Below are 22,386 nucleotides of genomic sequence, written 5' to 3'. Positions count from 1 at the left end.
GCTGCCAACGGATTCGCGAACTCCCGGTTAAGCTGTCGGTGACCGGGCCTGCGGCGAAGGTATGATGAAAGATTGCTCCGCGGTTGGGCCACATAGCTGCTATGACTCGCGCTTGATGGCTTCGGCGTTCCCTTTGCCTGATACTTTGTCCCAGTCGGTGGCACTACCGGAATAAGGACTGAGAGATGGAAAGCGTGGGCAGGTCTCGAGTAGACGCGATAGCGGCGGCTCAAAATGGACAGGGACGACTTGATGGAAGTAGCGCTGGCCCTGAAGGTTCGTCGAGAGCGGCTTTTTCCGCAAATCGGCCGCAATGGATTCTGACCGGTGCGATCGTTTTGGTAGCGATCAATCTGCGTCCTGGAATCGTGTCGATTGGGCCTATTCTGCCCGCGATACAGGCAAGCTTTGGACTGACGCATGCGACAGCGTCGTTGTTGACTGCAATACCCGATCTGTTGATGGGACTATTGGCGCTGCCGACTCCGTGGTTGGCACGCCGTTTCGGACGTAGCAGTGTTCTTTTGTCGGCGCTTATCATACTTTTGGCGTCGACCGTTATTCGAGGGCTTGCACCGAATACGATAACTTTGCTTGCTACGACAGGGGGTGTGGGGGCGGGTATTGCAATCTCGGGCTCCCTGTTTGGCGGTTTGATCAAGGAGCGATTTCCCACCAAATCGGCGCTATTGATGGGGATTTATGCGACGGCGTTATCGTTGGGTGGAGCGGTCGCGGCGGCGTCAACAGGTGTGCTGGCGAACGTGTTACCTGGGGGATGGAGAACTGCGGCGGGAATCTGGGGGTTATTGAGTATTGTCGGCATCATTGGCTGGCGTATGGTCGGCAGTTCCGATGTAAATGGCGGTACGCAGCCGGTAGTGAGCCCCAAGCCGGGGTTGCCGTTCACTAACTTTACCGCATGGATGATTGCGTTGTTTTTTGCTTGCGTAAATTTTTTGTTCTATGCACTTGTGTCGTGGATCGCTCCGATGTATCAGGAGTTAGGGCTGTCCACGAAGAAAGCGGGTTTTGTACTGGCGAGCTTCATGATTGTTTTTACCTGCGCGAACCCGGTGATCGGTTGGTTGAGCAAAGGTCACGACCGACGCGGTTGGTTGCTGGTGTGTGGGGCGCTGGTCGTCGGAGGATTGGCCGGTATCGCGCTTGCCCCGAACGTCATGCCAGTGTTGTGGGTCGGTTTGATCGCACTGGGCCTGGGAGGCGCGTTCACATTGGGCATGACATTGCCGCTTGACAATACAAATAGCGCGGAGGAAGCGAACTCTTGGACTGCATTTGCAATGCTGGTTGCCTATCTGATTGCTGCTGCAGGGCCATTGGGCGTCGGGATTTTGCGCGACTTGACCGGTGGATTCGGCATTCCGATGCTGGGCTTGCTCATCTTTGGTTTCGCGATGATGGCATTTGCGCCGTTTCTCAAGCCGGGAATGAAAGGATAAGACATTCTGAGCAGCTCCGCCGGAACCTTCGGCGTCAGGTCGCCAGGAACGTAGTAAGAATGTGGGTTGTTTCGGTAGGGTTCTCTTCGGGGAAAAAGTGCCCTCCCGTTATCGACTGCCCCTGCACATTGACGGCCCACTTTCTCCAGATCCCCAATGAGCCGCCGTCCTTCTCATAAAATCGATCGAGCGGTCCGCCGCTAGCCCACAGATGCAACATCGGGCATGTGATCCGCCGGGACGCCTCTCGGTCTTTGTTGTCGTGTTCGATATCTATACTTGCCGCGGCTCGATATTCTTCGCAGATCGCGTGGACCCGGGCTGGATCACGATACGTCTCGACGTACTCCGCTTTGATTTCGGGTCCGAAGGAGCCTTTGCCGAACGGATCGTCGAAAACGGCGCTGGGAGCACCGGAAAGATACCGTTCCGGAAGAGGCGCCCGCTGTGACAGCAGCACCCAAGGCCAATATGTCATCGCAAATTGTGCATCGGCATGACCCCATCCCTCGGAGATCGGGATGACGTCGAATACGGCAAGGCGTTGCACCCGCTCCGGATGATCAAGGGCAAGGCGGTAAGCGACCCGTCCACCGCGGTCATGTCCGACGAGGTCAAATTTAGAAAAGCCAAGCGTCTCCATGACGTCGACTAACTCATTTGCCATCGCCCGTTTTGAATAAGGGTAGTGATCGCTGGTCGAGGCGGGGATCCCACTATGCCCATAGCCGCGTAGGTCCACGCAAATCACAGTATGATCAGACGCTAGTTGTGGGGCCACATATCGCCACATCAGGCTCGTACGAGGAAAGCCATGCACCATCAGCAATGGGGATCCCTTACCGTAGCGCCTTATGAAGATCGTGTTGTCGCCAACCTTGACGTCAGCCTTTTTGAAGTTTTCAGGTTTGCCTGCAGCTTGAGCGATCGCATGTTGCGGCAGGATTACTGATGTCAAGGCAATACCGGAGGCCGCGGTGATTGTGCGGAGCAGGGTGCGACGTTCGATGTCGATTTCGTGCGTCATTGCTTGTTCCCTCCAATACCAACACGTTCATAGTACGCAGGTGCGCCTGTAAGGCGAAACGGAAATAAATCGCTATTCGCAATGTTCATATCCGTTATGCATCCGCGGTCATAGCTTGGGTATTCTCCTTTTCGTGCTCACACGCTGCCGAGCGTGCGGGATATCGTGTCGCACAACCACTGCTGAGCGGAAGAGTCTTCTGTATGCGGCTGCCAGTAGAGATTCACATCGAAGCTCGGAATGGGGAACGGTACAGGCAAGGCTCGCATCCTGCCATCGCTAACGAAGGCACGTGCAACGCGCGTGGGAAGGGTCAGAACCATGTCGGTCGACGCGATGACTTCCACGAGGTTGGTGAAGTGCGGCACGCGAAGGCCGATTTTCCGCTCGAGGCCCATCTCCGTCATCACGTCCTCGACTAGATGGTGCCCGGTGAACGGAGCGACGACGACATGAGTCGCGGCGACGTAATCTTCGATACTCAGCGTCTCGCCAATCGAGGAATGCGACGCGCTCAACAAGCATGAATAGGTCTCCGTGAAGAGCGTCCTCTTTCGAGCGTGTCCTCCCACGAGCTGTAGATTGCCCACGGCTGCGTCCACACTGCCTGTGGTGAGCCATTCAGAGATCCTTTCGCTGTCCAGTTGCACAACCTCGAGAGCGATGGAGGGAGCGACATTCTGAAACTCGCGAACCAGGAAGGGCAGGAAATAGAGCTCGCCAAGATCAGACATTGCGAGACGAAAGCACCGGGTCGACTGCGTCGGGTCGAAGCGGCGCGTCGCCGATATGGCGGCTTCGATGTCGTCGAGAGCGCCTTTGAATGCACGGAAAAGCTGCATGGCGTTGAACGTCGGGATCATGCCTTCACGCTTTCGCGTGAACAGCGGGTCGTGCAACAGGTCGCGCAATCGGCTTAGGGAATGGCTGACCGATGGCTGTGTGATGTTCAGACGCCTGGCGGCGCCGCTCACGCTCCCTGTCTCGTAGATGGCGACGAACGTCCGAATGAGGTTCAGGTCGGTAGTGGTCACGACGTCTCCATATATAGACGATGTCTATTTTAGAAACAAAAAATAGATGATTGGATTAATTTTATACCACTGCGTAGCATCCTCCTGTTGACAGGAAAACCTCATGACCACAGTTCACCAAGCTTGCTACGAAATCCTGCGTGAGCAGGGGCTCACCACGTTCTTTGGTAACCCGGGTTCGAACGAGTTGCCGTTCCTCAAGAACTTTCCGGAAGACTTCCGGTACATCCTCGGCCTCCAGGAGGCCGTCGTTCTGGGAATGGCGGACGGCTATGCACAGGCGACGGGTCGCCCGGGTTTCGTCAATCTCCATTCCGCCGCTGGTACCGGTAATGCGATGGGCGCTCTTGCCAATGCGTGGAACTCCCACACGCCGCTCGTCGTGACGGCAGGGCAGCAAGTGCGTGCCATGATGGGCGTCGAGGCGCTGCTGACCAATGTCGATTCCGTTACGCTGCCGCGGCCGCTCGTGAAGTGGAGTTGCGAGCCGAGCAGCGCACAAGATGTGCCGCTTGCCTTGAGCCGCGCTATCCACATGGCCACATCGCCGGCCGCGGGGCCAGTTTATGTCTCGGTGCCTTATGACGACTGGGGTAGGCAAGCGGGCCCCGGTGTCGAGCACTTGGCAAAGCGCAGCGTGCAGTCGGCAGGTGCGCTCTCCGAGGCGCTGATCTCAAAGCTGGTCGCAGCACTGGAAGGCGCGAGCAACCCAGTGATGGTCGTCGGCCCGGACGTCGACGCGAGCGAAGCGAATGGCCACGCCGCGAAGCTCGCCGAAAAACTCGCGATGCCAGTCTGGATGGCGCCGTCCGCGCCGCGCTGCTCGTTCCCGACCACGCATCCATGCTTTCGTGGATTGCTGCCTGCTGGCATCGCCAGCATCAGCCGAATCCTGAAAGGCCACGATCTCATTCTCGTCGTCGGTGCGCCGGTTTTCCGGTACCACCAGTACGAGCCCGGCGAGTACCTGCCGTTGGGGGCCCGCCTCATAGCCATCACCTGCGACGTCAACGAGGCAACCCGCGCTCCGATGGGCGACGCCATTGTGGCCGATATTCGTCTCGCGCTCGGCACGCTCGGCGAAAGGGTGGCCAGCATGTCGCGATCGATGCCCGCTGCGAGGCAAATGCCCGAGCCGGCGCCCGAGGAACCGGGGCGTTTGACTCCAGAGCGCGTCTTCGACATTCTCGACGAGATGGCTCCGCGTGACGCCATCTACGTAAATGAGTCGACTTCGACGACAAACATCCTGTGGCAACGGCTTCGCATGACCGGGCAAGGCAGCTATTACTTTGCGGCCGCCGGGGGATTGGGCTTTGCTCTGCCGGCAGCTGTGGGAATCCAGCTCGCAAAGCCCGACCGCCAGGTCATTGGCGTTATCGGCGATGGTTCCGCGAACTACGGAATTCAGGCGCTCTGGACTGCGGCCCAATACAACATCCCGGCAATTTTCGTCATCATGAAAAACGGCACCTACGGCGCCCTGCGCTGGTTTGCCGGTGTGCTGGAAGCCGAGAAAGTACCGGGTCTCGACGTTCCGGGACTGGACTTCTGCGCGCTTGCTCAGGGTTACGGCGTAGACGCTGTGCACGCAGGCTCGAGCGACGAACTGGTCGATGCACTTCGCCGTGCGCTCGCGAGCAGGAAGCCGATGCTCATCGAAGTTGAGACTCGTGCGGCGTAAGGGGGAAAGTGTATGACTAAGCCGGTCAATGTCGAAGACTTTCGCACTCTGGCGCGAAGGCGTCTCCCGCGGATGGTATTTGATTATCTGGAGGGCGGCGCGGAGGACGAGTTCGGGTTGCAACACAACCGCCGGGTATTCGAAAGCGTGCGGTTTCAGCCGCATCGTCTCGTCGATGTCAGCGCGCGCGATATTTCCACGAATTTGCTGGGCAAGCACCAGCGCGTGCCTGTCGTTATCGCCCCCACGGGGCTGAACGAAATTTTCTGGCCCAAGGGGGACTTGGTCCTTGCGCGCGCCGCCGCGAGGTTCGGCATTCCGTTTGCCTTGTCTACCGCCTCGAACGCCTCGATCGAGGCGGTCGCCAAGGCAAGCGACGGCGAGCTTTGGTTTCAGCTCTATGTGGTGCATCGAAAGCTCGCTGAATTGCTGGTAAAACGTGCCCTGAACTCCGGATATACGACACTGATATTGACTACTGACGTGGGGGTGAACGGAAAGCGCGAACGTGATCTCCGGAATGGATTTGGGCTACCCATGAAGTACAGCGTCCGGACCATCATCGATGGTGCGCTTCACCCCAGATGGTCTTTCGACCTGATGCGCCATGGCATGCCTAAGCTCGAGAATTTCGCGAGCGATCAGGTACAGGACACGGAATTGCAGGCCGCGCTTATGAGCCGTCAGATGGACGCGAGCTTTTCCTTTGACGATCTTCGATGGTTGCGGAGTCTGTGGCCCCACAAGCTTCTGATCAAGGGGCTTAGCCGACCCACAGATGCTGCACGCTGTATCGAACTCGGCGCAGACGGCGTAATTTTATCCAATCATGGCGGTCGTCAGCTCGACAGTGCTATAGCGCCTCTGGAAACGCTCGAGGAGACCACTGCTCGAATATCGGCGCCGGTGCTGCTGGATAGCGGTATCCGCCGCGGTTCTGATGTCGTGAAAGCGCTCGCGCTTGGGGCAAGCGCCGTATTGCTCGGTCGTGCAACGCTCTATGGGCTTGCGGCCAAAGGAGGGGACGGGGTGGACGCTGTCCTCGAAATCATGAGGGACGAAATCGATAGAACGCTCGCGCAAATCGGCTGTCCTTCCGTGTCCAGGCTCTCGAAAGACTATCTCTGGCGCAGCGGGTCAGCTGACACCCGAGACACGACTGCGCCCCGCGCCACAAACCAACTCAAGGAAGACGCATGAACGACGTCCTTATCACAGGGCTGCGCACGCGAGCCGTCAACGTACCACTAGAATATCCTGTTAAAACCGCGGTTGGTACCGTAGCTACCTCGCCCTTGGTGCTGCTTGATCTGCAGACGAATGCAGGCGTAGTGGGACATTCATATCTCTTCACCTATACGACGCTGGCCTTGAAGCCGGTACAACGCATGGTGGAAGAACTATCGGTGGTCATCGCCGGAGAGCCGCTCGCTCCGTTCCATATCGACCAGTTACTCCAGTCACGATTCAGGTTGCTCGGAAAGGCTGGCCTGTTCGGCATGGCGACTGCCGGTGTTGATATGGCCGTTTGGGACGCGAAAGCGAAAGCTGTCGGGCTACCTCTCGTAGAGCTTCTGGGTGGTGTCGCAAGGCCTATCCGTGCATACGATAGTCATAGTATGGACGGCGTCGCCCTTGCGACGGAGCGTGCCAGGAGCTCAGCCGAGCAGGGGTTCACGGCTATCAAAACCAAGATCGGATATCCGACGCTGAAAGGCGACCTCGACGTCGTTCGCAGCATCCGGAAAGCGGTCGGCGAGGATGTTCATATACTGGTGGATTACAACCAGGGATTGACCGTCCCGGAGGCGATCCGCCGAGGCCATGCACTTGAACAAGAAGGCGTGTCATGGATCGAAGAGCCAACGTTGCAACAGGACTATCAAGGACACGCCAAGATTCGTGAGGCTGTGAACGTGCCCGTCCAAATGGGCGAGAACTGGTTCAGTCCTGATGAGATGGCTTTGGCAATCGCCGCCGGTGCGAGTGACCTGTGCATGCCCGACCTGATGAAGATAGGCGGCGTGAGCGGGTGGATTCGTGCGTCCGCGCTTGCTGAGCAAAATCATTTGCCGATTTCTAGCCATATTTTCCAGGAGTTTAGCGCCCATCTTCTGTCTGTCAGCCCTACCTGCCACTGGCTTGAGCGAATGGACCTTGCCGGCCCCATCCTGGAACCAACGCTCAAGTTCAAGGACGGGCAGGCTCACTTCGGCGAGGTGTCCGGCGCAGGCATCGTCTGGAAAGAGCAAGAGATCGAGCGGTACATCGTTTGATAAGGGATGGCTGGCGCAGATACAAATCAAGTCAGAACATAAATAATTCAATTAGAATAACTAATTTATAGACGCTACTTTAAAGGCGGCGAATTTTTATAATCTTGGAGACATTCATGAGCATCAACATCGTCGACAGTGTCGTCGAGGAATCGCGCGTCAACTCGTTCCACCTGATGATTCTTTGCTGGGGCTCGATGCTTATGCTTTTCGATGGCTATGACCTGGTTGTCTACGGCTCCGTGCTCCCCACGCTGATGACAGAATGGAAACTGTCCGCGGTCACGGCGGGGATCATCGGGAGCAGCGCACTATTTGGCATGATGATAGGCGCGCTCACACTGGGAAGTTCGGCCGACCGTTTCGGCCGACGGAGGTTGATTATCGCCTGCCTTGTCGTTATTGGCTTGGCAGGACTGGCCAACGGATTCTGCGAAAGCCCCACCCAGTTCATTTTCTGCCGGCTCTTTACCGGTATCGGCTTGGGCGGGATGATTCCGAACATCGTCGCACTGATGACCGAAATGTCGCCCCGATCAAGGCGCAACATTATGGTTACGGCCATGTTGAGCTTCTTTTCGGTCGGCGGTATTGTCGCCGCGCTGACGAGCAAAATGATTACGCCGTCCTTCGGCTGGCGTGCGAACTTCTTCGTCGCAGCGCTGCCTCTGTTTGCATTGCCGATTCTGGTCAGGTGGCTCCCGGAGTCGGTTGCCTTTTTGTTGTCGAACCGGATGTTCGCGGAAGCAGACCGCCTTCTGCGCAAACTCGCTCCGGGCTACAACGGCACTGCGGAATTGTTGGCGTCGACGGGTTCTGCACCGTCCACAAACCATGCCAAATCGCGTGCGCTTCGCATTTTTGAAGACGGTCGCGGGCGGAACACGCTGCTGATCTGGATTGCCTTCGGCATGTGTATGCTGATGGTCTATGGGCTGAGTACGTGGTTGCCGAAGCTGATGACGGCCAATGGATACACACTCGGCTCAAGCCTGACCTTCCTGGTTACACTGAACTTTGGTGCAGTCATCGGTGGTCTCCTGAGTGGCTGGCTTGCGGACCGGTGGGGCGGGAAAGGCACTTTGATTCTCTTCTTCGGTATTGCAGCTGCATCGATCAGTTTGATTGGATACAAGCAAACTCCGATCGTTCTCGACATCTTGCTGATGCTTGCAGGAGCCACCACCATTGGCACCTTGTGCATCGTGCATTCGTTCGCCTCCTTGTTCTATCCCGCGAGCATTCGCTCGACAGGGGTCGGCTGGGCTGCTGCTGCTGGCCGATTGGGTGCCGTCGCAGGCCCAGCGCTGGGTGGGTATCTGTTCAGCCAGAATCTGCCCATAAACGTCAACTTCGTCGTGTTCGCCGTTCCGGGCGTCGTTGCCGCATTGGCGATCGCGCTCACTTCAAGTACACAGACACGCAAGACAGTGAATAGCGACGTGGCCGTGGCCGTGACGCAACCGGATTAGAGAACATTTCTTTTTCGTCTGAACGGCTCTATTCGAAAAGAGGACAGCATGAATATCGTCAAGCAAAACGAGGAATGGGATAACCGCATTTTCTCCGACGGATGGAGACCGGCGATAGGCGGGTCTTCGCCGGTTGTCGAACCGTCAACGGGAGAAACCCTTGGCAACGTGGGACTCGGGAACGCTCAGGACGTAGAGCGAGCAGCACAATCTGCAGTACGCGCCCAGTCAGCATGGGCATCGACACCGTTCGACCAGCGCGCTGCGGTATTGCGCGAAGCAGCCAGGCTGCTCAAGGAGCGAGGGTCGGAAATCAACGAATGGAATATTCGCGAGTGCGGCTCGACGCAAGCGAAAGCGCAGTGGGAGTTGCACGCGACGTATGAGCAATTGCTCGCAGCAGCGGCCATGCTGATGCAACCAGACGGTGCTTTCTACCCGTCTGTAATGCCCGGCCGCATGAATCTTTGTCGGCATGTGCCCATCGGTGTGGTCGGCGTCATCGCACCGTGGAACTTTCCGCTCCTCCTGGCGATACGGTCTGTGGCACCGGCGCTTGCCGTCGGGAACGCCGTAGTCCTCAAACCAGACCCCCAGAGCGCGGTGGCGGGCGGCCTGCTGCTCGCGAAGGTCTTCGAGGACGCAGGATTGCCGGCGGGTGTTCTCCACGTCGTACCCGGTGGCGCCGAAGCCGGTGACGCTCTGGTTCGTCATCCTCTAGTAGGGATGATTTCGTTTACCGGTTCAACAGCCGTTGGGCGCTCGATTGGGAGAATTTGTGGGGAGATGCTGAAGAAGGTCGCTCTCGAACTCGGCGGCAACAACGCACTCATCGTCCTCGACGATGCGGACATCGAGGCGGCGAGTTCGAGCGGTGCTTGGGGATCGTTCCTTCACCAGGGACAAATCTGCATGCAGACAGGGCGCCACCTTGTACATCGCTCTGTGGTTGAACAGTATGCTGCCAGATTGGCTGCGCGCGCGAAAACCCTGCGGGTTGGAAATCCCCACACGGAACAGGTCGATCTCGGGCCGTTGATCAACCACAAGCAGCGGAACAGGATCGACGACATTGTACGTAGGAGTGTTGCGGCTGGCGCGACGCTGCGCGCCGGTGGCGAATATGCGAATCTGTTCTATCAGCCAACCGTACTGTCCGGCGTGACCCCCGACATGCCTGCGTTCCAGGATGAGATCTTCGGACCAGTGGCTCCTATAACCGTCTTCGACACCGATGACGAAGCAGTCGACCTGGCTAACGGGTCTCCGTTTGGCCTCGCGGCCGCTGTGCATACCCGCTCGCTAGCACGAGGGTTGGCGCTGTCATCGCGAATCAAGTCTGGGATGGTTCACATCAATGACCAGACGGTCAACAACGAGTTCCATGTACCTTTCGGCGGTATGGGCGCATCGGGTAACGGCAGCCGATTTGGGGGAGCAGCCAACTTCCACGAGTTTACACAAACGCAGTGGATAAGTGCTCTTCACGCACCAATCACTTACCCGTTCTAATACTTTGAGGAATTGTCCGGTGCAAGCAATTTGATGGCTTTGCATCGGCAGTTCCCGCGCACGAGAAGGTATCAGTGGGAATTGCGCACCGACGGGCATCGCAGTACGCGGGTACAATCGACGCATATAACGATTCTTCCCTTGGCGAATGACGTTGAATGCCTCTTGCGCGTCTACGTTTTAGGACGAAGACAGAATCTCTCTTGGCGCACCAGTCGTGTCGTTGACGTAGGAAAACATCCGTTGAAGCCTGAATTGAAAGTTGGCGACGTGATAGTCCGTGGATACGTAAAACCATTAACGCTACGTAGCTATCGACCGATTTGCGAGAAGCGGATGCTTCCGGTAGTGATCTATCTCCATGGCGGCGGGTTCGCGGCGGGGGATCTCGACGAAGCCGATAATCTCGTGTCGCATATCGCCCGGCAAGTCCCGGCCTGGGTGGTATCTGTAGAGTATTCCCTAGCCCCAAGGTTCCCCTTTCCCGCTGCACCAGAAGATGCTTACATCGCTCTGACGTGGGCTACAAATCACGCGCGCGCTTACGGCGCAGATCCAACGCGTATCGCTGTGGCGGGACACGACGCCGGTGGAAGCATCGCTGCGAGTGTTGCGGCGATTGCTCGGGATCGAAACGAATATGATATTAAGGCGCAAGTGCTCATCGAACCGCTTCTCGATCCCAGTCTCACTCGCCGCGCCCCATCAGCGCATGGTCATGTCGAGGATCTAGCTCAACAAGCGTGCGCACGCAATTTCCACGCCTATCTTCCGGATGTCGCCCTCCGGATGCATCCGTACACAGCTCCCATCGAGTCACGAAGACTCGGGGGCCTGCCGCCGGCGCTGCTGGCCTATGCCGCGTCCGGTCCGGTCTGCCTGGAAGTGGAAGCCTACGCAGCAAAACTGACTGCGGCGGGGGTTCCCGTTGAAACGGCGCGTCATAGCGATGTCGTCCATTACGAATTGAAGTCTCATCCTCCGCTTATTGAAGACGTGATCCTGTTCCTTCAAAGGCGGCTATGCGAGCGACGGAACGCCATAACCTCCGGGGCGACCCAATTGCGAGCGAGATTCAATCTCGCAATCGGTGACGGCCCCCAAACCTGACCAAACTTCAGTGATGCCAGAACAGGTCAACATGCGACGCCCGAGACACCCGTCCACCCGACTCGTGGACTTCCGATGTCACGCCACCGTATGCGCTTTGCGCGTCACTACCTTCAGCCCGCTCGGCGGCGACAGTTTGCACATTCTGCCCTCGCTGTGACGCAGGTGCACCCACCGCCGGGTTGTAAAATGGCGCCGGTCCATAGCCGCTCGCGAACGCCGGTGCTGCAACAACCGCCGATACTGCGACGAGGAAGGAAACAACAAGCTTTGCTTTCATCATTTAATCTCCGAGAGATCGTTCAAAGGTACTTCCGTCGGGAAGCGCTAAATCTGGATTCCAGTCTACAAATACTTCCCGCTCCGGTACTACGCACGAAGGCGCAAAATCCTGCCCATTCGTCTCAACCCGACTCTGACGTCCGGTAGAACTGGCTTTAGTGACGTCCAAAAGGGTCCACATGCCAAGCCCGGGAAATCCGTCCACCCGACTCGTGCTTTCCCGCGACCACGCCACCGTATCCGCTTTGCGCGTCTGTAGCGTCAGCCCGCTCCGCCCCGACAGTTTGCAGGTTCTGCCCTCGCTGCGACGCCGGGGCACCCACTGCCGGGTTGTAGAATGGCGCCGGTCCATAGCCGCTCGCGAAGGCAGGAGCAGCAAATACGGTACTAACCGCAATCAGAAAAACGGGTACGAGACGAATCTTCATAGTGGGCTCCAAAATAAAAAGAGGTGGTAACCGCTTGGATAGCAACCAAATGCAACACCAACCGTTGACGCAAGATTACGAGACCCACATCAAAAATCCAGATGTCCAGGCCGAAATGAGAAATCCCAGTGCGCAAACAATCGGGAATCGTTGCCAGAAACATCGTTGTCAAGTGAACTCGAAAGAAGATGCGTCGGGACTGCCCATCGCGTTTCCGCCTTTCGTGGTTGCAAGGTTCAGCCAGTTTCATGGCATTTTTCAGCCCTTTAAAGGCAAACTTAAAGCTCTTTCGGCTCATCGGTTGTCTCAAGGCGCGTGATTTCACCTTTTCCTGGTGTTCGCGGCGCGACGCTGATCCATCTATCACGCTTCAATATCTGGACCACCGCGCGTATCACGTCACGCTAGTCTCGTACGGAATAGCTGTTATTCCGCCCGCCGCCGTTCGTGGCCACGAATCCGGCGAACTGAGACAAGGAAACAGTGAGACATGGACGCCCTGGAGACGGTTTTACAAAGACTCCTGGGCACGCTGAATGGCGGCGCAGAAGAACAAGAGACACGCAAGGTTGAGAAACGCTTCGTGTATGGCAGCGCGACGTGACTATGCTGCACGAAACTATCTATGGAAATTCGGCGTACGCGCAAAATCCAGCATCGATTCACCACGTATCGCGATGTATTTCAGGATTTATTCCTGTCAGGAATGGATGTTATCTCCAAAAGCAGGCTTCCACGGTGTTTCACTGGTATGCCAGCATGCTTGTCTTGGCTTCAGCGCCATAATTCCACATAGGTTTGTGCCACGGCCACACGCTACATTGCGGAGTAGCCGGGAACACAAATGGCTCTCGGTGTCAGTTCCAGCAATCTGTATTGGAGCGCAGGTATGAAGTCAGAAAACTTGAGTGAAATTGTATTGCCGTCGGGTATTCGGTCGCGCTATGTGAATAATCACAACGGGTTGTTGGTCCATGTGCTCGAAGCGGGCTTCGAGGATGACAATCGACCCGTATTGATGTTGCTGCATGGGTTCCCCGAGCTCGCGTATAGCTGGAGGAAAATCATGGTGCCGCTCGCTGCTGCGGGGTATCACGTGATTGCGCCTGATCAGCGTGGGTACGGAAGGACGACGGGATGGAAAGGAAGTTACGATCAGAATCCTGCAGCGTTCAGAACGCACAATATGGCGCGAGACGTGCTCGGTTTGTCTATGGCGATGGGGATTCGTGAGGTCGACGGGGTTATTGGACATGATTTTGGCGCCGTCATTGCGTCATACTGCACGTTGGTTCGGCCCGATTTCTTCCGGAAGCTGGTTCTGTTGAGTGTTCCGTTTGCCGGTGCGCCGGATTTGCCATTCGACACGGTTGACGAGTCCCCAGGGGGTTGGAATTTGTCATCGAAGATCTATTTAGATCTCGCGTCGCTTCCGCGTCCACGCAAGGACAATCAGGTGTATTTCGGGTCTCGGTGGGCAAATGACGATATGATGAACTGTCCTCAGGGTTTGCATGATTTCCTGCGTGCATACTTTCACGTTAAAAGCGCGGACTGGAAGGAGAATAAGCCTCAACCGCTTGCTGCGTTTTCAGCAGAAGAGCTCGCTAAGGTTCCCGCGTACTACTACATGGACATGGAGGCGACGATGCCGGAGACGGTGGCGCCCTATATGCCATCGACGGATCAAATAGCAAGCTGTAAATGGCTGACTGATTCTGAGCTCAAGTTTTATAGTGAAGAGTTCGAACGCACAAGTTTTCAGGGTGCAGTGCAATGGTTCAGATGCTATACCGGTGAAATTGGCAGAACGGAGCTTGAACTGTTTTCTGGAAAAGCGATTGACGTTCCATCGTGCTACATAGCTGGAGAAAGCGATTGGGGCATGTTCCGCAGGCCCGGTGCTGTGGAGAAGATGCGAGCAGGTGCGTGCTCGAGGCTTGAGAGATTCGAAATTATCAAAAACGCTGGTCATTGGGTACAACAGGAGGCACCCGAACGAGTAAGTGAGATTGCTATCGAGTTCCTCAACGCGGCGTCGCCAAAAACCTAGGCGACTTTGCCTGCATGGGGCCGCTCCAGGCCCACGTCTATCGCGATCTGACTTCCAGATGAGCAGCAGGCTCGACCACTCCGCCGCGTTCGCGCGACCGGTTCGTCGCTGAGTAGGTCTTCCCCAATACGGAACAGCAAACGGCGGATTCTTGCCGCCCAGCCCTGTTGTCTGAAGGCTTTTCCAAGTCAACGATTCGTTGCGACCTGGAGGTTGGTTTAACGTTCCGCCAGAATCTCTTTAATGGCTTGTTCAAAAGACTCAACAGGTCGCGCCCCAGTTACCAGATACCGATCGTCAAAGATGATTGACGGTACCGAATTGATCCCCATCGCCTGATATTTTTCTTCTTTTTTACGTACCTCAAGGGCGTACTCGTTGCATTGCAAAACAGCACGAGCATCTGCACCATTAAGGCCTACAGATTCCGCAGCCTCGACCAGAACGTCACGGTTGCCTGGCGCTTTGTCTTCGCCATGATACGCCTGAAGTAGTGCCCGTTTGAGCGCTACCTGTTTGCCTTTAATTCCTGCCCAATGCAAGAGCCGGTGCGCATCAAAAGTGTTATGCACGCGGGAGCGCTGGCCAAAGGTAAATCCCACCTTCGCGCCTCGCTCGCGGAGTTCTGCCTGTACCTGGGCTACTTGTTCCGCCGTGCGGCCGTATTTCCTTTCGAAGTACTCGATCACAGGCTCGCCGTCGTCAACCATGTGAGGGTTCAACTCGAACGGGTGCATGACCAATTCGACATCGACCGTGTCGTCAAAATGCGAAAGTGCCAGTTCGAGTGAAGATAAAGCGATAGCACACCATGGGCACGCCACATCTGAGACGAAATCTATTCTGAGCAGTCGTTTCATTTACCTGACTTATAAAGATGATCAAACGTGCGAGCGGCAGAGTACCTGCGGTTCAGCATCTCAAATGACCGGACCTCACCGCTTGGGTAATCACCGCTGTGCGCAAGAGGCTATGGTTTAAGCCGATTTTTCCGGACGCCGACCGGAATTCAACGTCGTTTTGCGTGCGCCCGGCAGAGAGATTTCTCCTGCTCCAGTTCGGCAGTCTGGGTATGCGCAAGATCTGCGGCCGCGACATGTCGAACTACGCGGGCGACGCGCGAACGATCACGCTGCCTTCTGGCTGCCCTGTCCAAACAGAATGGTCCGGGACTGAGCGTCGACCGTCGGCGCCATATTGATTTCACGCGCACGAGCATAAGCTCGTATCGTGGCCGGCCGTGAGCCTGTTCGCTCATACCATGCGGCCAGATGAGGAAACTCCTCAAGGCGCTGTCGTTGCCGCTCATGCGGCACGATCCACGGATAGCACGCCATATCGGCGATCGAGTAGGCGTCCGCGATGTATTCGCGACCGTCCGAAAGATGCTTGTCAAGAACACCGTAAAGCCTCGATGTTTCCCGAACGTACCGGTCGATCGCGTAGGGCAGGGGATCGGGAGCGTACTGCACAAAGTGGTGGTTCTGTCCGGCCATCGGGCCGAGTCCGCCCATTTGCCAGAAGAGCCATTGCAGTGTCATGTTCCGCCCGCGAATATCGTTGGCAATGAAACGCCCGACTTTCTCGGCGAGATACAGCAGGATCGCGCCTGATTCAAATAGTGCGAGCGGCGCGCTTCCCTCGGCTGGCGCGTGGTCGATGAGCGCCGGGATCCGGTTGTTGGGCGCGATCCGCAGAAACTCCGGCGCGAACTGCTCGCCGCGGCTGATATTGACCGGAACGATCCGGTAGGGCAGTTCCGCCTCTTCAAGAAACATGGTCACTTTGTGACCATTAGGCGTCGTCCAGTAATAGAGGTCAAGCATGTCAGCTCCCGGCAAGCCCCGCATCGAGTCGGGACGGCCTGTCACCACGACACGCGGTACGCGTCGTCGATCTCGTTGAATACGTGTTGCGGCACCCGTGGCTCGATCTGCTGCGCGGTCGGCCCCCCATCAAACTCGCGAATGCAGGCCCTTCGTTGACACAAACGCAGTCCAGAGCACAAGGCCGCATAGGATGTATTAGACCGCCGCACCAGGCACCGAGGTAGAGATGCAGCCGGAATAGCAGCTATTCCGGTGACGAATGGTCGCTCTTGGCTTGTACCGCGATAGAAGGTCGATTGAATGATCGCGACCACCGTGCATCGGTTGGACGCACGCAATGCCATACTCTCAGGTGTCCGACCAGGATTCTTTAACCTGGCTGTGGTCCGCAATCGCGACGCTCGCGGCGGCTGTCCGATTGCTGCCCCCGTGGCACTGCGATGCGTCTCTAAAACGTATGCAGATCAGGTCGCAGATGACCATCCGCAGCTGGCCGACAAGCTGAGTTGCGTGAGCCTGCACCGGATGCGCCACCCCTACGCCACACATCCCCTTGCGTGCGGAGCGGAACCACGTAAGGGTGCAACGCTACGCGGCGTCGAGATCGATACCCGTCGTGTGTTTCACCAGCGAGACCGCGATCAGGGAGATGACCGACAGTCCCGCCAGATAGACGCCGATCGTCCACGACTTGCCGATGCTGGTGATCAACCATTGCGCGATCGCCGGTGCGAAAGCGCCGCCGAGGATCGCTCCGAGAGCGTACCCGACCGACACGCCCGAATAGCGCACCCGGGCCGGAAACATTTCAGCGTACAACGCCGCTTGCGGCCCGTACGACAAGCCAAGCGCGGCGGTCAGCACGAGCGCTGCGAGCAGGAAGAGCGCCGGATTTCCCGTATCGATCAGGAACCACATCGGAACAGTCCACGCTGCCATCAGCCCGTATCCCACCTGAAACGTCGGCACGCGGCCCAGCCGGTCGCCCAACCAACCACCAAGTAGCGTAAATACAAACCAGCCGCCCGCCGACAGCGTACCGATCAGCAGCATGGTGCCCGGCGATATATGAAGCGCCTTTTGGCCATAGCTGATAAAAAAGGCGATCACGACGTAACCCACCGCGTTGTTGGCCATGAAAATCAGCGCCGCGCTGAGGACCTGGCCGCCGTGGCTGCGCATCAGCTCGCCGAGCGGCGCGGAAGATTGCCTGTGGCGCGCCCGCATCGCCTCGTACACGGGCGACTCTTCGAGAGTGCGGCGAACGATCGCGCCGATAAAGATCAGCGCGATGGAGAGCAGGAACGGTAGCCGCCAGCCCCATGCGGCCATCGCCTGCTTGCCAAGCGTCTCGGTGAGGACCCATAGCACGCCGGTAGAAATGATCATGCCTAGCGGTGTACCGATCTGCGGCGCGGCACCGAATAGACTGCGCTTTTGCCTGGGAGCGTGCTCGACCGACATCAGCGCCGCGCCCCCCCATTCGCCACCGGCCGAGAAGCCTTGCAAAATGCGCAGTGCGATCAGCAGCATCGGGGCCCACGGACCGATCTGCGCGTAGGTCGGCAGCACGCCGATCAACGCGGTCGCGGCGCCCATCATTATTAACGTGAAGACCAGGACGATGCGCCTGCCGAAGCGGTCGCCCAAATGCCCGCAGATGGCCGCGCCAAGAGGGCGGAACAGGAACGAGATTCCGATGGAAGCGAATGACAGGATCTGCGCGAGTCCGGGACTATGCTTCTCGACTGGCGCGAAGAAAGCTGGCCCGAATACCAGGCCGGCGGCCTGCGCGTAGACAAAGAAGTCATACCACTCGATCGTGGTGCCGACCAGGGTCGCGGCCAATACACGTTTCTGTGCCCGTGTGCCGTCGACGACGGCAAGTTCGGCAGTGTCCATTTTTGATTTCCGTCGATCAGGTTGCGGGCGTCATCAATGAGTGCACGGACGCATCGGTTAGCCGCTCATGGGGACTTGCACGATCTGCGAAATATCCGCATCGCCGTAGCCGGCTTCGACCGCGCGCGCCAACCATTGCCGCACGAGGCCGGCAAGCGGCAAGGGCGCGCCCGTTTCGTGCGCCAGCGCCTGAATCGCGTCGAAATCCTTGAGCATCGTGCGGATCGTTCCCGTTGCCTGCGCGACTGGTGCCAGCATGCGCGGCTGCACCGTTTGCAGCAGCACCGAGTCAGCCCAGCCGCCCCGCAGCGCCTCCGGTATCCGCCCCGCGTCTATGCCCGCGCGCCGCGCCAGCAGCGTCGCTTCCGCAAGCGCGGCGATCGCGGTCGCGACTATCGTCTGGTTGGCAAGCTTCGTCGCCTGCCCCGTGCCGATATCGCCCATGCGGGTGACGCGCGCGGCGTAGTGAGCGGCTAGCGGTTCGATCGACTTAACGGCGTCTTCGTTGCCGCCGGCCATGATCGCCAGCGTGCCGGCCGCCGCGCCAGAGGTTCCCCCGGACACCGGAGCATCGACCCACGCGCCACCGGTTGCCGCGTGCCAGCGCACCGCCAGGGTCCGCGTCAACGACGGCGCCACGCTCGAATGATCGACGATGAGCGGCGCTGCGCCCGCCGTGCCTGCGCCCACCGCCAGCCCCTCTGCGCCGAAGGTGACTGCGTCAACCGCCGCGCCGTCGGTCAGGCACAGCACAATGAGGTCCGCCTGCCGTGCCACCTCGGCTGGCGTCGAACAGACCGTACAGTTCGCCCGAGACGCTGCCGCCAGCGTCCACGCCTTGTTCGGCGACCGGTTCCAGACGCGCAGCGCCACGCCGGCCCCGAGCAGGCGGCGCGCCATAGGTACGCCCATCAGCCCCAGCCCGCAGAAACCCACCCGCATCGGTTTCATGCCGCGTCCCCCGGCGTGGGCGCCTCGTAGGGCCAAGGGACACCGCCCGAGTGCGTGACCGCCCCGAGGTGCGCGGGTTGCACCAGCGCCTGATATTTTTCGAGAACGCCGCCCAGGCGCCCACGCGCGAACGGCACGGCGGCCGCGCGGCGCCGCGCCAGTTCCTCGTCGGAGAGTTCGACCCGCAAGGTGCCTGCGCGTGCGTCGATTTGAATATGATCACCATCCCGCAGCAACGCGATCGGCCCGCCAGCTGCAGCTTCCGGACCGACATAGCCAACGCACATGCCGCGCGTGGCGCCAGAGAACCGGCCGTCCGTGAGCAGCGCGACTTTCTCACCCATCCCTTGACCGTAGATGGCGGCCGTCACGCTCAGCATCTCGCGCATGCCCGGTCCGCCCTTCGGCCCCTCGTTGCGGATCACAAGCACCTCGCCGGCCTTATATGCGTGCCGCGCTACCACCGCCATACAGTCCTCCTCGGATTCGAAGACGCGCGCGGTGCCCGAGAACACCAGAGACTTGAGCCCGGCCGTCTTCAGGCAGGCGCCGTCCGGCGCGAGGTTGCCGCGCAGAATGACGAGGCCGCCGCTATTGCTGAGCGGTTCGTCGCAACCGCGCACTACCGTCCCATCGGGGCCGCCGAAGCCGCGCAGCGCCTCTTCGAGCGATACGCCCTCGAGCGTCAGGACCTCGCCGTGCAAATGGCCGCCTGCCAACAGCGCGTTGAGCACGGCGGGCACGCCTCCGGCATGATGCAGGTCCTGCGCGAGATAGCGTCCGCCCGGCTGCAGATCGCCGATCAGCGGAGTCCGCTCGAACACGCGCTGAACGTCGTCGAGCGTGAAGCGCAGGCCCGCTTCGTGGGCAATCGCTGGGATGTGCAGCGCGGCGTTGGTCGAACCGCCCGTGGCCGCCACTGCCGCACATGCATTCTCGAGGCTCTTGCGCGTGACGAGATCGCGCGGCAGCGGCCCGCCCGCGTGCAGCATGCGCATGACGGTCTCGCCCGCGCGCCGCGCAATCGCCAGGCGCTCGCTGTAAACCGCCGGCACCATCGCCGATCCGAGCGGAGCGAGCCCGAGCGCCTCGGCGACCATCGCCATCGTGTTTGCCGTAAACTGCCCGGGGCAGGCGCCCACGCTTGGCGTGCATTGCCGCTCAATGGCATCGAGCGTCTCGCGCGACATGCCGCCTCGCTGCGTCGTGCCCACCGCCTCGATCGTAGTGAGAATCGTCGCCTGCTGCGGCGATGCTGCGTCGCCGGGAATCCGCCCGGGCGCGACACCCGGCAGCATCGCGCCGCCGAATAGAAACACGCCGGGGAGATTGACGCGCACCATCCCCATCAGAATGCCCGGTAGCGATTTGTCGCAACCGGCCACGCCAACGAGCGCGTCATATCCATGCGCGCGCACGAACACCTCGACGCTATCCGCGACGATCTCGCGCGAAACCAGACTCATGCGCATGCCGGAATGATTCATCGACGTTCCGTCGGTGACTGAAATTGCGGAGCCGCGGATCGGCACCCCGCCACCGGCGGCCACACCGAGCCGCACGTTGTCCGAAACCTGGTTCAACGACATCGAGCACGGTGAGTTCTCACCGAACGTGTCAACGATCGCCACGAATGACTTTTGCATGGATGCTTCGTCCATGCCGGTGGCGCGCAGAAAAGCGCGATGTGGCGCTCGCGTCACGCCGTCAACGATGGCGCGCGAACGATGCTTGTGCAAATCGGCCATGATGGGCTCCCTTTGTCTGAAATTGCTACGGCTACCCGCCGGCGAGCAGCAAGCCGTTTTCCATGGAGATCACCTGTCCGGTGATCGCAGGGGCATGCGTGGCGAGGAACCAGGCCAGTTCGGCGACCTCGGCGGGCTGCGAGACGCGCTTGAGCGGCGCCGCTTCGGTCAACCGTGCGACGACACGCTCATAAACGTGCGCGTCGAGCACGTTTTGCAGCAGACCGTCGTCGACCATGCCCGGCGCGATCGCATTCACGCGAATGTGCGGTGCCAGGTTACGCGCCAGCGACAACGTCAGCGTATTGGCTGCCCCTTTCGATGCCGCGTAGGCGATCGACGAACCCGTCCCGTTGAGTCCAGCCAGGGACGAAATGTTGATCACGCTGGACGTGCGCTCCTGCATCGCGGTCTGGCGCAACAAAGGCGCGGCCGCTCGCGTCATTTGGAACATGCCGATCAGGTTGACGCGATAGACGCGCTCGAACTCGGCGTCGTCGATCTCCGCGAGGTTCGCATGTGGCACGACGCGTGTGGTCCCCGCGCTGTTGATCAGCGCATCGACACGTCCCCAGTGAGCGCAGACTTCGTCGGCCACACGGCGACAATCGTCGTTCCTGCCGACGTCGGCGTCGAATACGAACGTCGGAGCCCCGTCGGTGCAACACTCCGCCGCGACAGTCAGCGCCGCGGCGCGCGTGTCGTAGTTGAAGTTGCCGATCGCGACCGCCCAACCGGCGCGCGCGAAACGCCGTGCGCATGCGGCGCCTATGCCGCTGGCTGCACCCGTGATCATGCAGACGGGTAGTTCGGAATACGCCATATTGGTTTCCTCCCGGTTTTTCATTGGAGTCGTGGGCGCGGCCCGCTCACCCGGCGCGAGAGCTGTCGCTCATGCTTGCCTCCTGTTTGATGTGCCGCTTATGCGCCGCCGCCCGCGAGCCCGATGGTCTTGCGGGCGCTGCTCTGAGGGGCTTGCATCACGCTTGCTATACCAATTGGGTAACGCTTGTTGATGGCTATGCGTTTGCCCAAGGAACTGTTAGCAGAGGTTAGCTAGACCCGGCAAAGTACGGCAAATCACTTTTTCCGCACCAGTTATAACCATTCAGTTATTCCGCCCGAGGGACATACTCGGCGTAGGCAACGATCCGACTGAACGGTCCTTCCCCTGCGGCTTGAAATTGCCGCACCTGCGCATTCTCGTCAGTCTGTTTGAGCCGGGTCAGGTGACGCGCTCCGGCGGACACGTCAAAATGATCGCAAAAGCTTCCCTCTCCGGCATTGGTTCGCGAATTTATGTCGCCGGGACCTGTCGCTTCGTACCCTTCAGGCTTTCGCAGCTTATAAATGCACTTCTCTCTTGCCCATCTGAACCGTTGGCACCACGATCGTGCCGTTTGCTCGACGTGGCACAGTCGACGATGTCAAGCAGCTTGAATTACGTATCTTGCGGTTGTTTGTCAGTTTCGGGTTGTTTCATTTCAACATCCATAGCTCGTGCGCGAGATTTGACTATCAAACAGTGCAAGCTTTGTCTGTTAAATGCTTTGTGGTCGACGCGTTGCGTTCGCCGATGACTCGCCTTCGTCGCCGCCCACCAGGGGGTGCATTG

General features: G+C 58.9%; 19 protein-coding genes. 8 read left to right on the top strand and 11 right to left on the bottom strand.

What is annotated here, in order from left to right:
• Nucleotides 1–185 precede the first annotated feature (185 nt).
• Nucleotides 186–1,463 (top strand): MFS transporter, encoded by a 1,278-nt coding sequence (locus BO1_RS53680; protein WP_084688345.1) that lies wholly within the window; start codon nt 186–188, stop codon nt 1,461–1,463.
• 34 nt (nt 1,464–1,497) lie between these two features.
• Here the strand turns inward: BO1_RS53680 and BO1_RS32375 are convergent, their stop codons facing one another.
• A complete protein-coding gene (locus BO1_RS32375; protein ID WP_084688343.1) occupies nt 1,498–2,490 on the bottom strand; it encodes an alpha/beta fold hydrolase in 993 nt (330 codons plus the stop codon).
• A 137-nt stretch (nt 2,491–2,627) separates the two neighbouring features.
• Nucleotides 2,628–3,524 carry a LysR family transcriptional regulator gene (locus BO1_RS32370; RefSeq protein ID WP_028221104.1) on the bottom strand — a complete coding sequence of 299 codons (897 nt, stop codon included), beginning with the start codon at nt 3,522–3,524 and terminating at the stop codon, nt 2,628–2,630.
• A gap of 103 nt (nt 3,525–3,627) precedes the next feature.
• Here BO1_RS32370 and mdlC point away from each other — a divergent pair, with 103 nt between their 5' ends.
• The 6 genes from mdlC to BO1_RS58245 all read left to right on the top strand — a co-directional run bounded on the left by mdlC (nt 3,628) and on the right by BO1_RS58245 (nt 11,578).
• A complete protein-coding gene (gene mdlC, locus BO1_RS32365) occupies nt 3,628–5,208 on the top strand; it encodes a benzoylformate decarboxylase (RefSeq protein WP_028221103.1) in 1,581 nt (526 codons plus the stop codon).
• A 12-nt stretch (nt 5,209–5,220) separates the two neighbouring features.
• On the top strand, nt 5,221–6,408 hold the full coding sequence (locus BO1_RS32360) for an alpha-hydroxy-acid oxidizing protein (protein WP_028221102.1): 1,188 nt from the start codon (nt 5,221–5,223) through the stop codon (nt 6,406–6,408).
• Nucleotides 6,405–7,484 (top strand): enolase C-terminal domain-like protein, encoded by a 1,080-nt coding sequence (locus tag BO1_RS32355; RefSeq protein ID WP_028221101.1) that lies wholly within the window; start codon nt 6,405–6,407, stop codon nt 7,482–7,484. Before BO1_RS32360 ends, BO1_RS32355 begins: the two co-directional genes overlap by 4 nt.
• A gap of 116 nt (nt 7,485–7,600) precedes the next feature.
• Nucleotides 7,601–8,956, top strand: coding sequence for an MFS transporter (locus BO1_RS32350; RefSeq protein WP_028221100.1), 1,356 nt, complete (start codon nt 7,601–7,603; stop codon nt 8,954–8,956).
• A 48-nt stretch (nt 8,957–9,004) separates the two neighbouring features.
• Nucleotides 9,005–10,468, top strand: a complete 1,464-nt coding sequence (locus BO1_RS32345; RefSeq protein ID WP_028221099.1) for a benzaldehyde dehydrogenase — start codon at nt 9,005–9,007, stop codon at nt 10,466–10,468.
• A gap of 243 nt (nt 10,469–10,711) precedes the next feature.
• A complete protein-coding gene (locus tag BO1_RS58245; protein WP_245643964.1) occupies nt 10,712–11,578 on the top strand; it encodes an alpha/beta hydrolase in 867 nt (288 codons plus the stop codon).
• 7 nt (nt 11,579–11,585) lie between these two features.
• Here BO1_RS58245 and BO1_RS58240 read toward each other — a convergent pair whose 3' ends face one another.
• The 3 genes from BO1_RS58240 to BO1_RS59645 all read right to left on the bottom strand — a co-directional run bounded on the left by BO1_RS58240 (nt 11,586) and on the right by BO1_RS59645 (nt 12,586).
• Nucleotides 11,586–11,858 carry a hypothetical protein gene (locus tag BO1_RS58240; protein ID WP_084688351.1) on the bottom strand — a complete coding sequence of 91 codons (273 nt, stop codon included), beginning with the start codon at nt 11,856–11,858 and terminating at the stop codon, nt 11,586–11,588.
• 157 nt (nt 11,859–12,015) lie between these two features.
• Nucleotides 12,016–12,288: a hypothetical protein gene (locus BO1_RS61435; protein WP_084688339.1), complete on the bottom strand. Its 273-nt coding sequence runs from the start codon at nt 12,286–12,288 to the stop codon at nt 12,016–12,018.
• Entirely contained in the window at nt 12,248–12,586 is a 339-nt protein-coding gene (locus tag BO1_RS59645) for a hypothetical protein (protein ID WP_156992512.1), read from the bottom strand. The genes BO1_RS61435 and BO1_RS59645 overlap by 41 nt, the downstream gene beginning before the upstream one ends.
• Nucleotides 12,587–13,177: 591 nt before the next feature.
• On the opposite strand from BO1_RS59645, the gene BO1_RS32330 reads away from it, so the two are divergent.
• The gene (locus BO1_RS32330; protein WP_043287490.1) at nt 13,178–14,341 is read left to right on the top strand and encodes an alpha/beta hydrolase; all 1,164 of its coding nucleotides are present in this window, start codon (nt 13,178–13,180) and stop codon (nt 14,339–14,341) included.
• Nucleotides 14,342–14,559: 218 nt separating this feature from the next.
• Here BO1_RS32330 and BO1_RS58230 read toward each other — a convergent pair whose 3' ends face one another.
• From BO1_RS58230 to BO1_RS32295, 6 genes are all read right to left on the bottom strand, one after another.
• Nucleotides 14,560–15,201: a DsbA family oxidoreductase gene (locus BO1_RS58230; RefSeq protein ID WP_028221097.1), complete on the bottom strand. Its 642-nt coding sequence runs from the start codon at nt 15,199–15,201 to the stop codon at nt 14,560–14,562.
• 267 nt (nt 15,202–15,468) lie between these two features.
• Nucleotides 15,469–16,167 (bottom strand): glutathione S-transferase N-terminal domain-containing protein, encoded by a 699-nt coding sequence (locus tag BO1_RS32320; RefSeq protein WP_028221096.1) that lies wholly within the window; start codon nt 16,165–16,167, stop codon nt 15,469–15,471.
• Nucleotides 16,168–16,758: 591 nt separating this feature from the next.
• Nucleotides 16,759–18,072, bottom strand: a complete 1,314-nt coding sequence (locus BO1_RS32310; RefSeq protein WP_028221094.1) for an MFS transporter — start codon at nt 18,070–18,072, stop codon at nt 16,759–16,761.
• 57 nt (nt 18,073–18,129) lie between these two features.
• A complete protein-coding gene (locus BO1_RS32305; protein ID WP_028221093.1) occupies nt 18,130–19,023 on the bottom strand; it encodes an NAD(P)-dependent oxidoreductase in 894 nt (297 codons plus the stop codon).
• Nucleotides 19,020–20,771 carry a dihydroxy-acid dehydratase gene (ilvD, locus tag BO1_RS32300; protein ID WP_028221092.1) on the bottom strand — a complete coding sequence of 584 codons (1,752 nt, stop codon included), beginning with the start codon at nt 20,769–20,771 and terminating at the stop codon, nt 19,020–19,022. Before ilvD ends, BO1_RS32305 begins: the two co-directional genes overlap by 4 nt.
• A gap of 31 nt (nt 20,772–20,802) precedes the next feature.
• Nucleotides 20,803–21,594, bottom strand: coding sequence for an SDR family NAD(P)-dependent oxidoreductase (locus BO1_RS32295; protein WP_028221091.1), 792 nt, complete (start codon nt 21,592–21,594; stop codon nt 20,803–20,805).
• Nucleotides 21,595–22,386 lie beyond the last annotated feature (792 nt).

The sequence above is a fragment of the Paraburkholderia oxyphila NBRC 105797 genome (assembly GCF_000685075.1).
GTDB lineage: Bacteria > Pseudomonadota > Gammaproteobacteria > Burkholderiales > Burkholderiaceae > Paraburkholderia > Paraburkholderia oxyphila.
Note: the sequence above shows the minus strand (reverse complement) of the source record. Positions and strands in the feature narration are given on the sequence as shown.

What these genes read in the sequence shown, in the direction of transcription:
- BO1_RS53680 (WP_084688345.1), top strand. Translation starts at nt 186, where the DNA reads ATGGAAAGCGTGGGCAGGTCTCGAGTAGACGCGATAGCGGCGGCTCAA.
- BO1_RS32375 (WP_084688343.1), bottom strand. Translation starts at nt 2,490, where the DNA reads ATGACGCACGAAATCGACATCGAACGTCGCACCCTGCTCCGCACAATC.
- mdlC (WP_028221103.1), top strand. Translation starts at nt 3,628, where the DNA reads ATGACCACAGTTCACCAAGCTTGCTACGAAATCCTGCGTGAGCAGGGG.
- BO1_RS32360 (WP_028221102.1), top strand. Translation starts at nt 5,221, where the DNA reads ATGACTAAGCCGGTCAATGTCGAAGACTTTCGCACTCTGGCGCGAAGG.
- BO1_RS32355 (WP_028221101.1), top strand. Translation starts at nt 6,405, where the DNA reads ATGAACGACGTCCTTATCACAGGGCTGCGCACGCGAGCCGTCAACGTA.
- BO1_RS32350 (WP_028221100.1), top strand. Translation starts at nt 7,601, where the DNA reads ATGAGCATCAACATCGTCGACAGTGTCGTCGAGGAATCGCGCGTCAAC.
- BO1_RS32345 (WP_028221099.1), top strand. Translation starts at nt 9,005, where the DNA reads ATGAATATCGTCAAGCAAAACGAGGAATGGGATAACCGCATTTTCTCC.
- BO1_RS58240 (WP_084688351.1), bottom strand. Translation starts at nt 11,858, where the DNA reads ATGAAAGCAAAGCTTGTTGTTTCCTTCCTCGTCGCAGTATCGGCGGTT.
- BO1_RS61435 (WP_084688339.1), bottom strand. Translation starts at nt 12,288, where the DNA reads ATGAAGATTCGTCTCGTACCCGTTTTTCTGATTGCGGTTAGTACCGTA.
- BO1_RS59645 (WP_156992512.1), bottom strand. Translation starts at nt 12,586, where the DNA reads ATGAGCCGAAAGAGCTTTAAGTTTGCCTTTAAAGGGCTGAAAAATGCC.
- BO1_RS32330 (WP_043287490.1), top strand. Translation starts at nt 13,178, where the DNA reads ATGAAGTCAGAAAACTTGAGTGAAATTGTATTGCCGTCGGGTATTCGG.
- BO1_RS58230 (WP_028221097.1), bottom strand. Translation starts at nt 15,201, where the DNA reads ATGAAACGACTGCTCAGAATAGATTTCGTCTCAGATGTGGCGTGCCCA.
- BO1_RS32320 (WP_028221096.1), bottom strand. Translation starts at nt 16,167, where the DNA reads ATGCTTGACCTCTATTACTGGACGACGCCTAATGGTCACAAAGTGACC.
- BO1_RS32310 (WP_028221094.1), bottom strand. Translation starts at nt 18,072, where the DNA reads ATGGACACTGCCGAACTTGCCGTCGTCGACGGCACACGGGCACAGAAA.
- BO1_RS32305 (WP_028221093.1), bottom strand. Translation starts at nt 19,023, where the DNA reads ATGAAACCGATGCGGGTGGGTTTCTGCGGGCTGGGGCTGATGGGCGTA.
- ilvD (WP_028221092.1), bottom strand. Translation starts at nt 20,771, where the DNA reads ATGGCCGATTTGCACAAGCATCGTTCGCGCGCCATCGTTGACGGCGTG.
- BO1_RS32295 (WP_028221091.1), bottom strand. Translation starts at nt 21,594, where the DNA reads ATGGCGTATTCCGAACTACCCGTCTGCATGATCACGGGTGCAGCCAGC.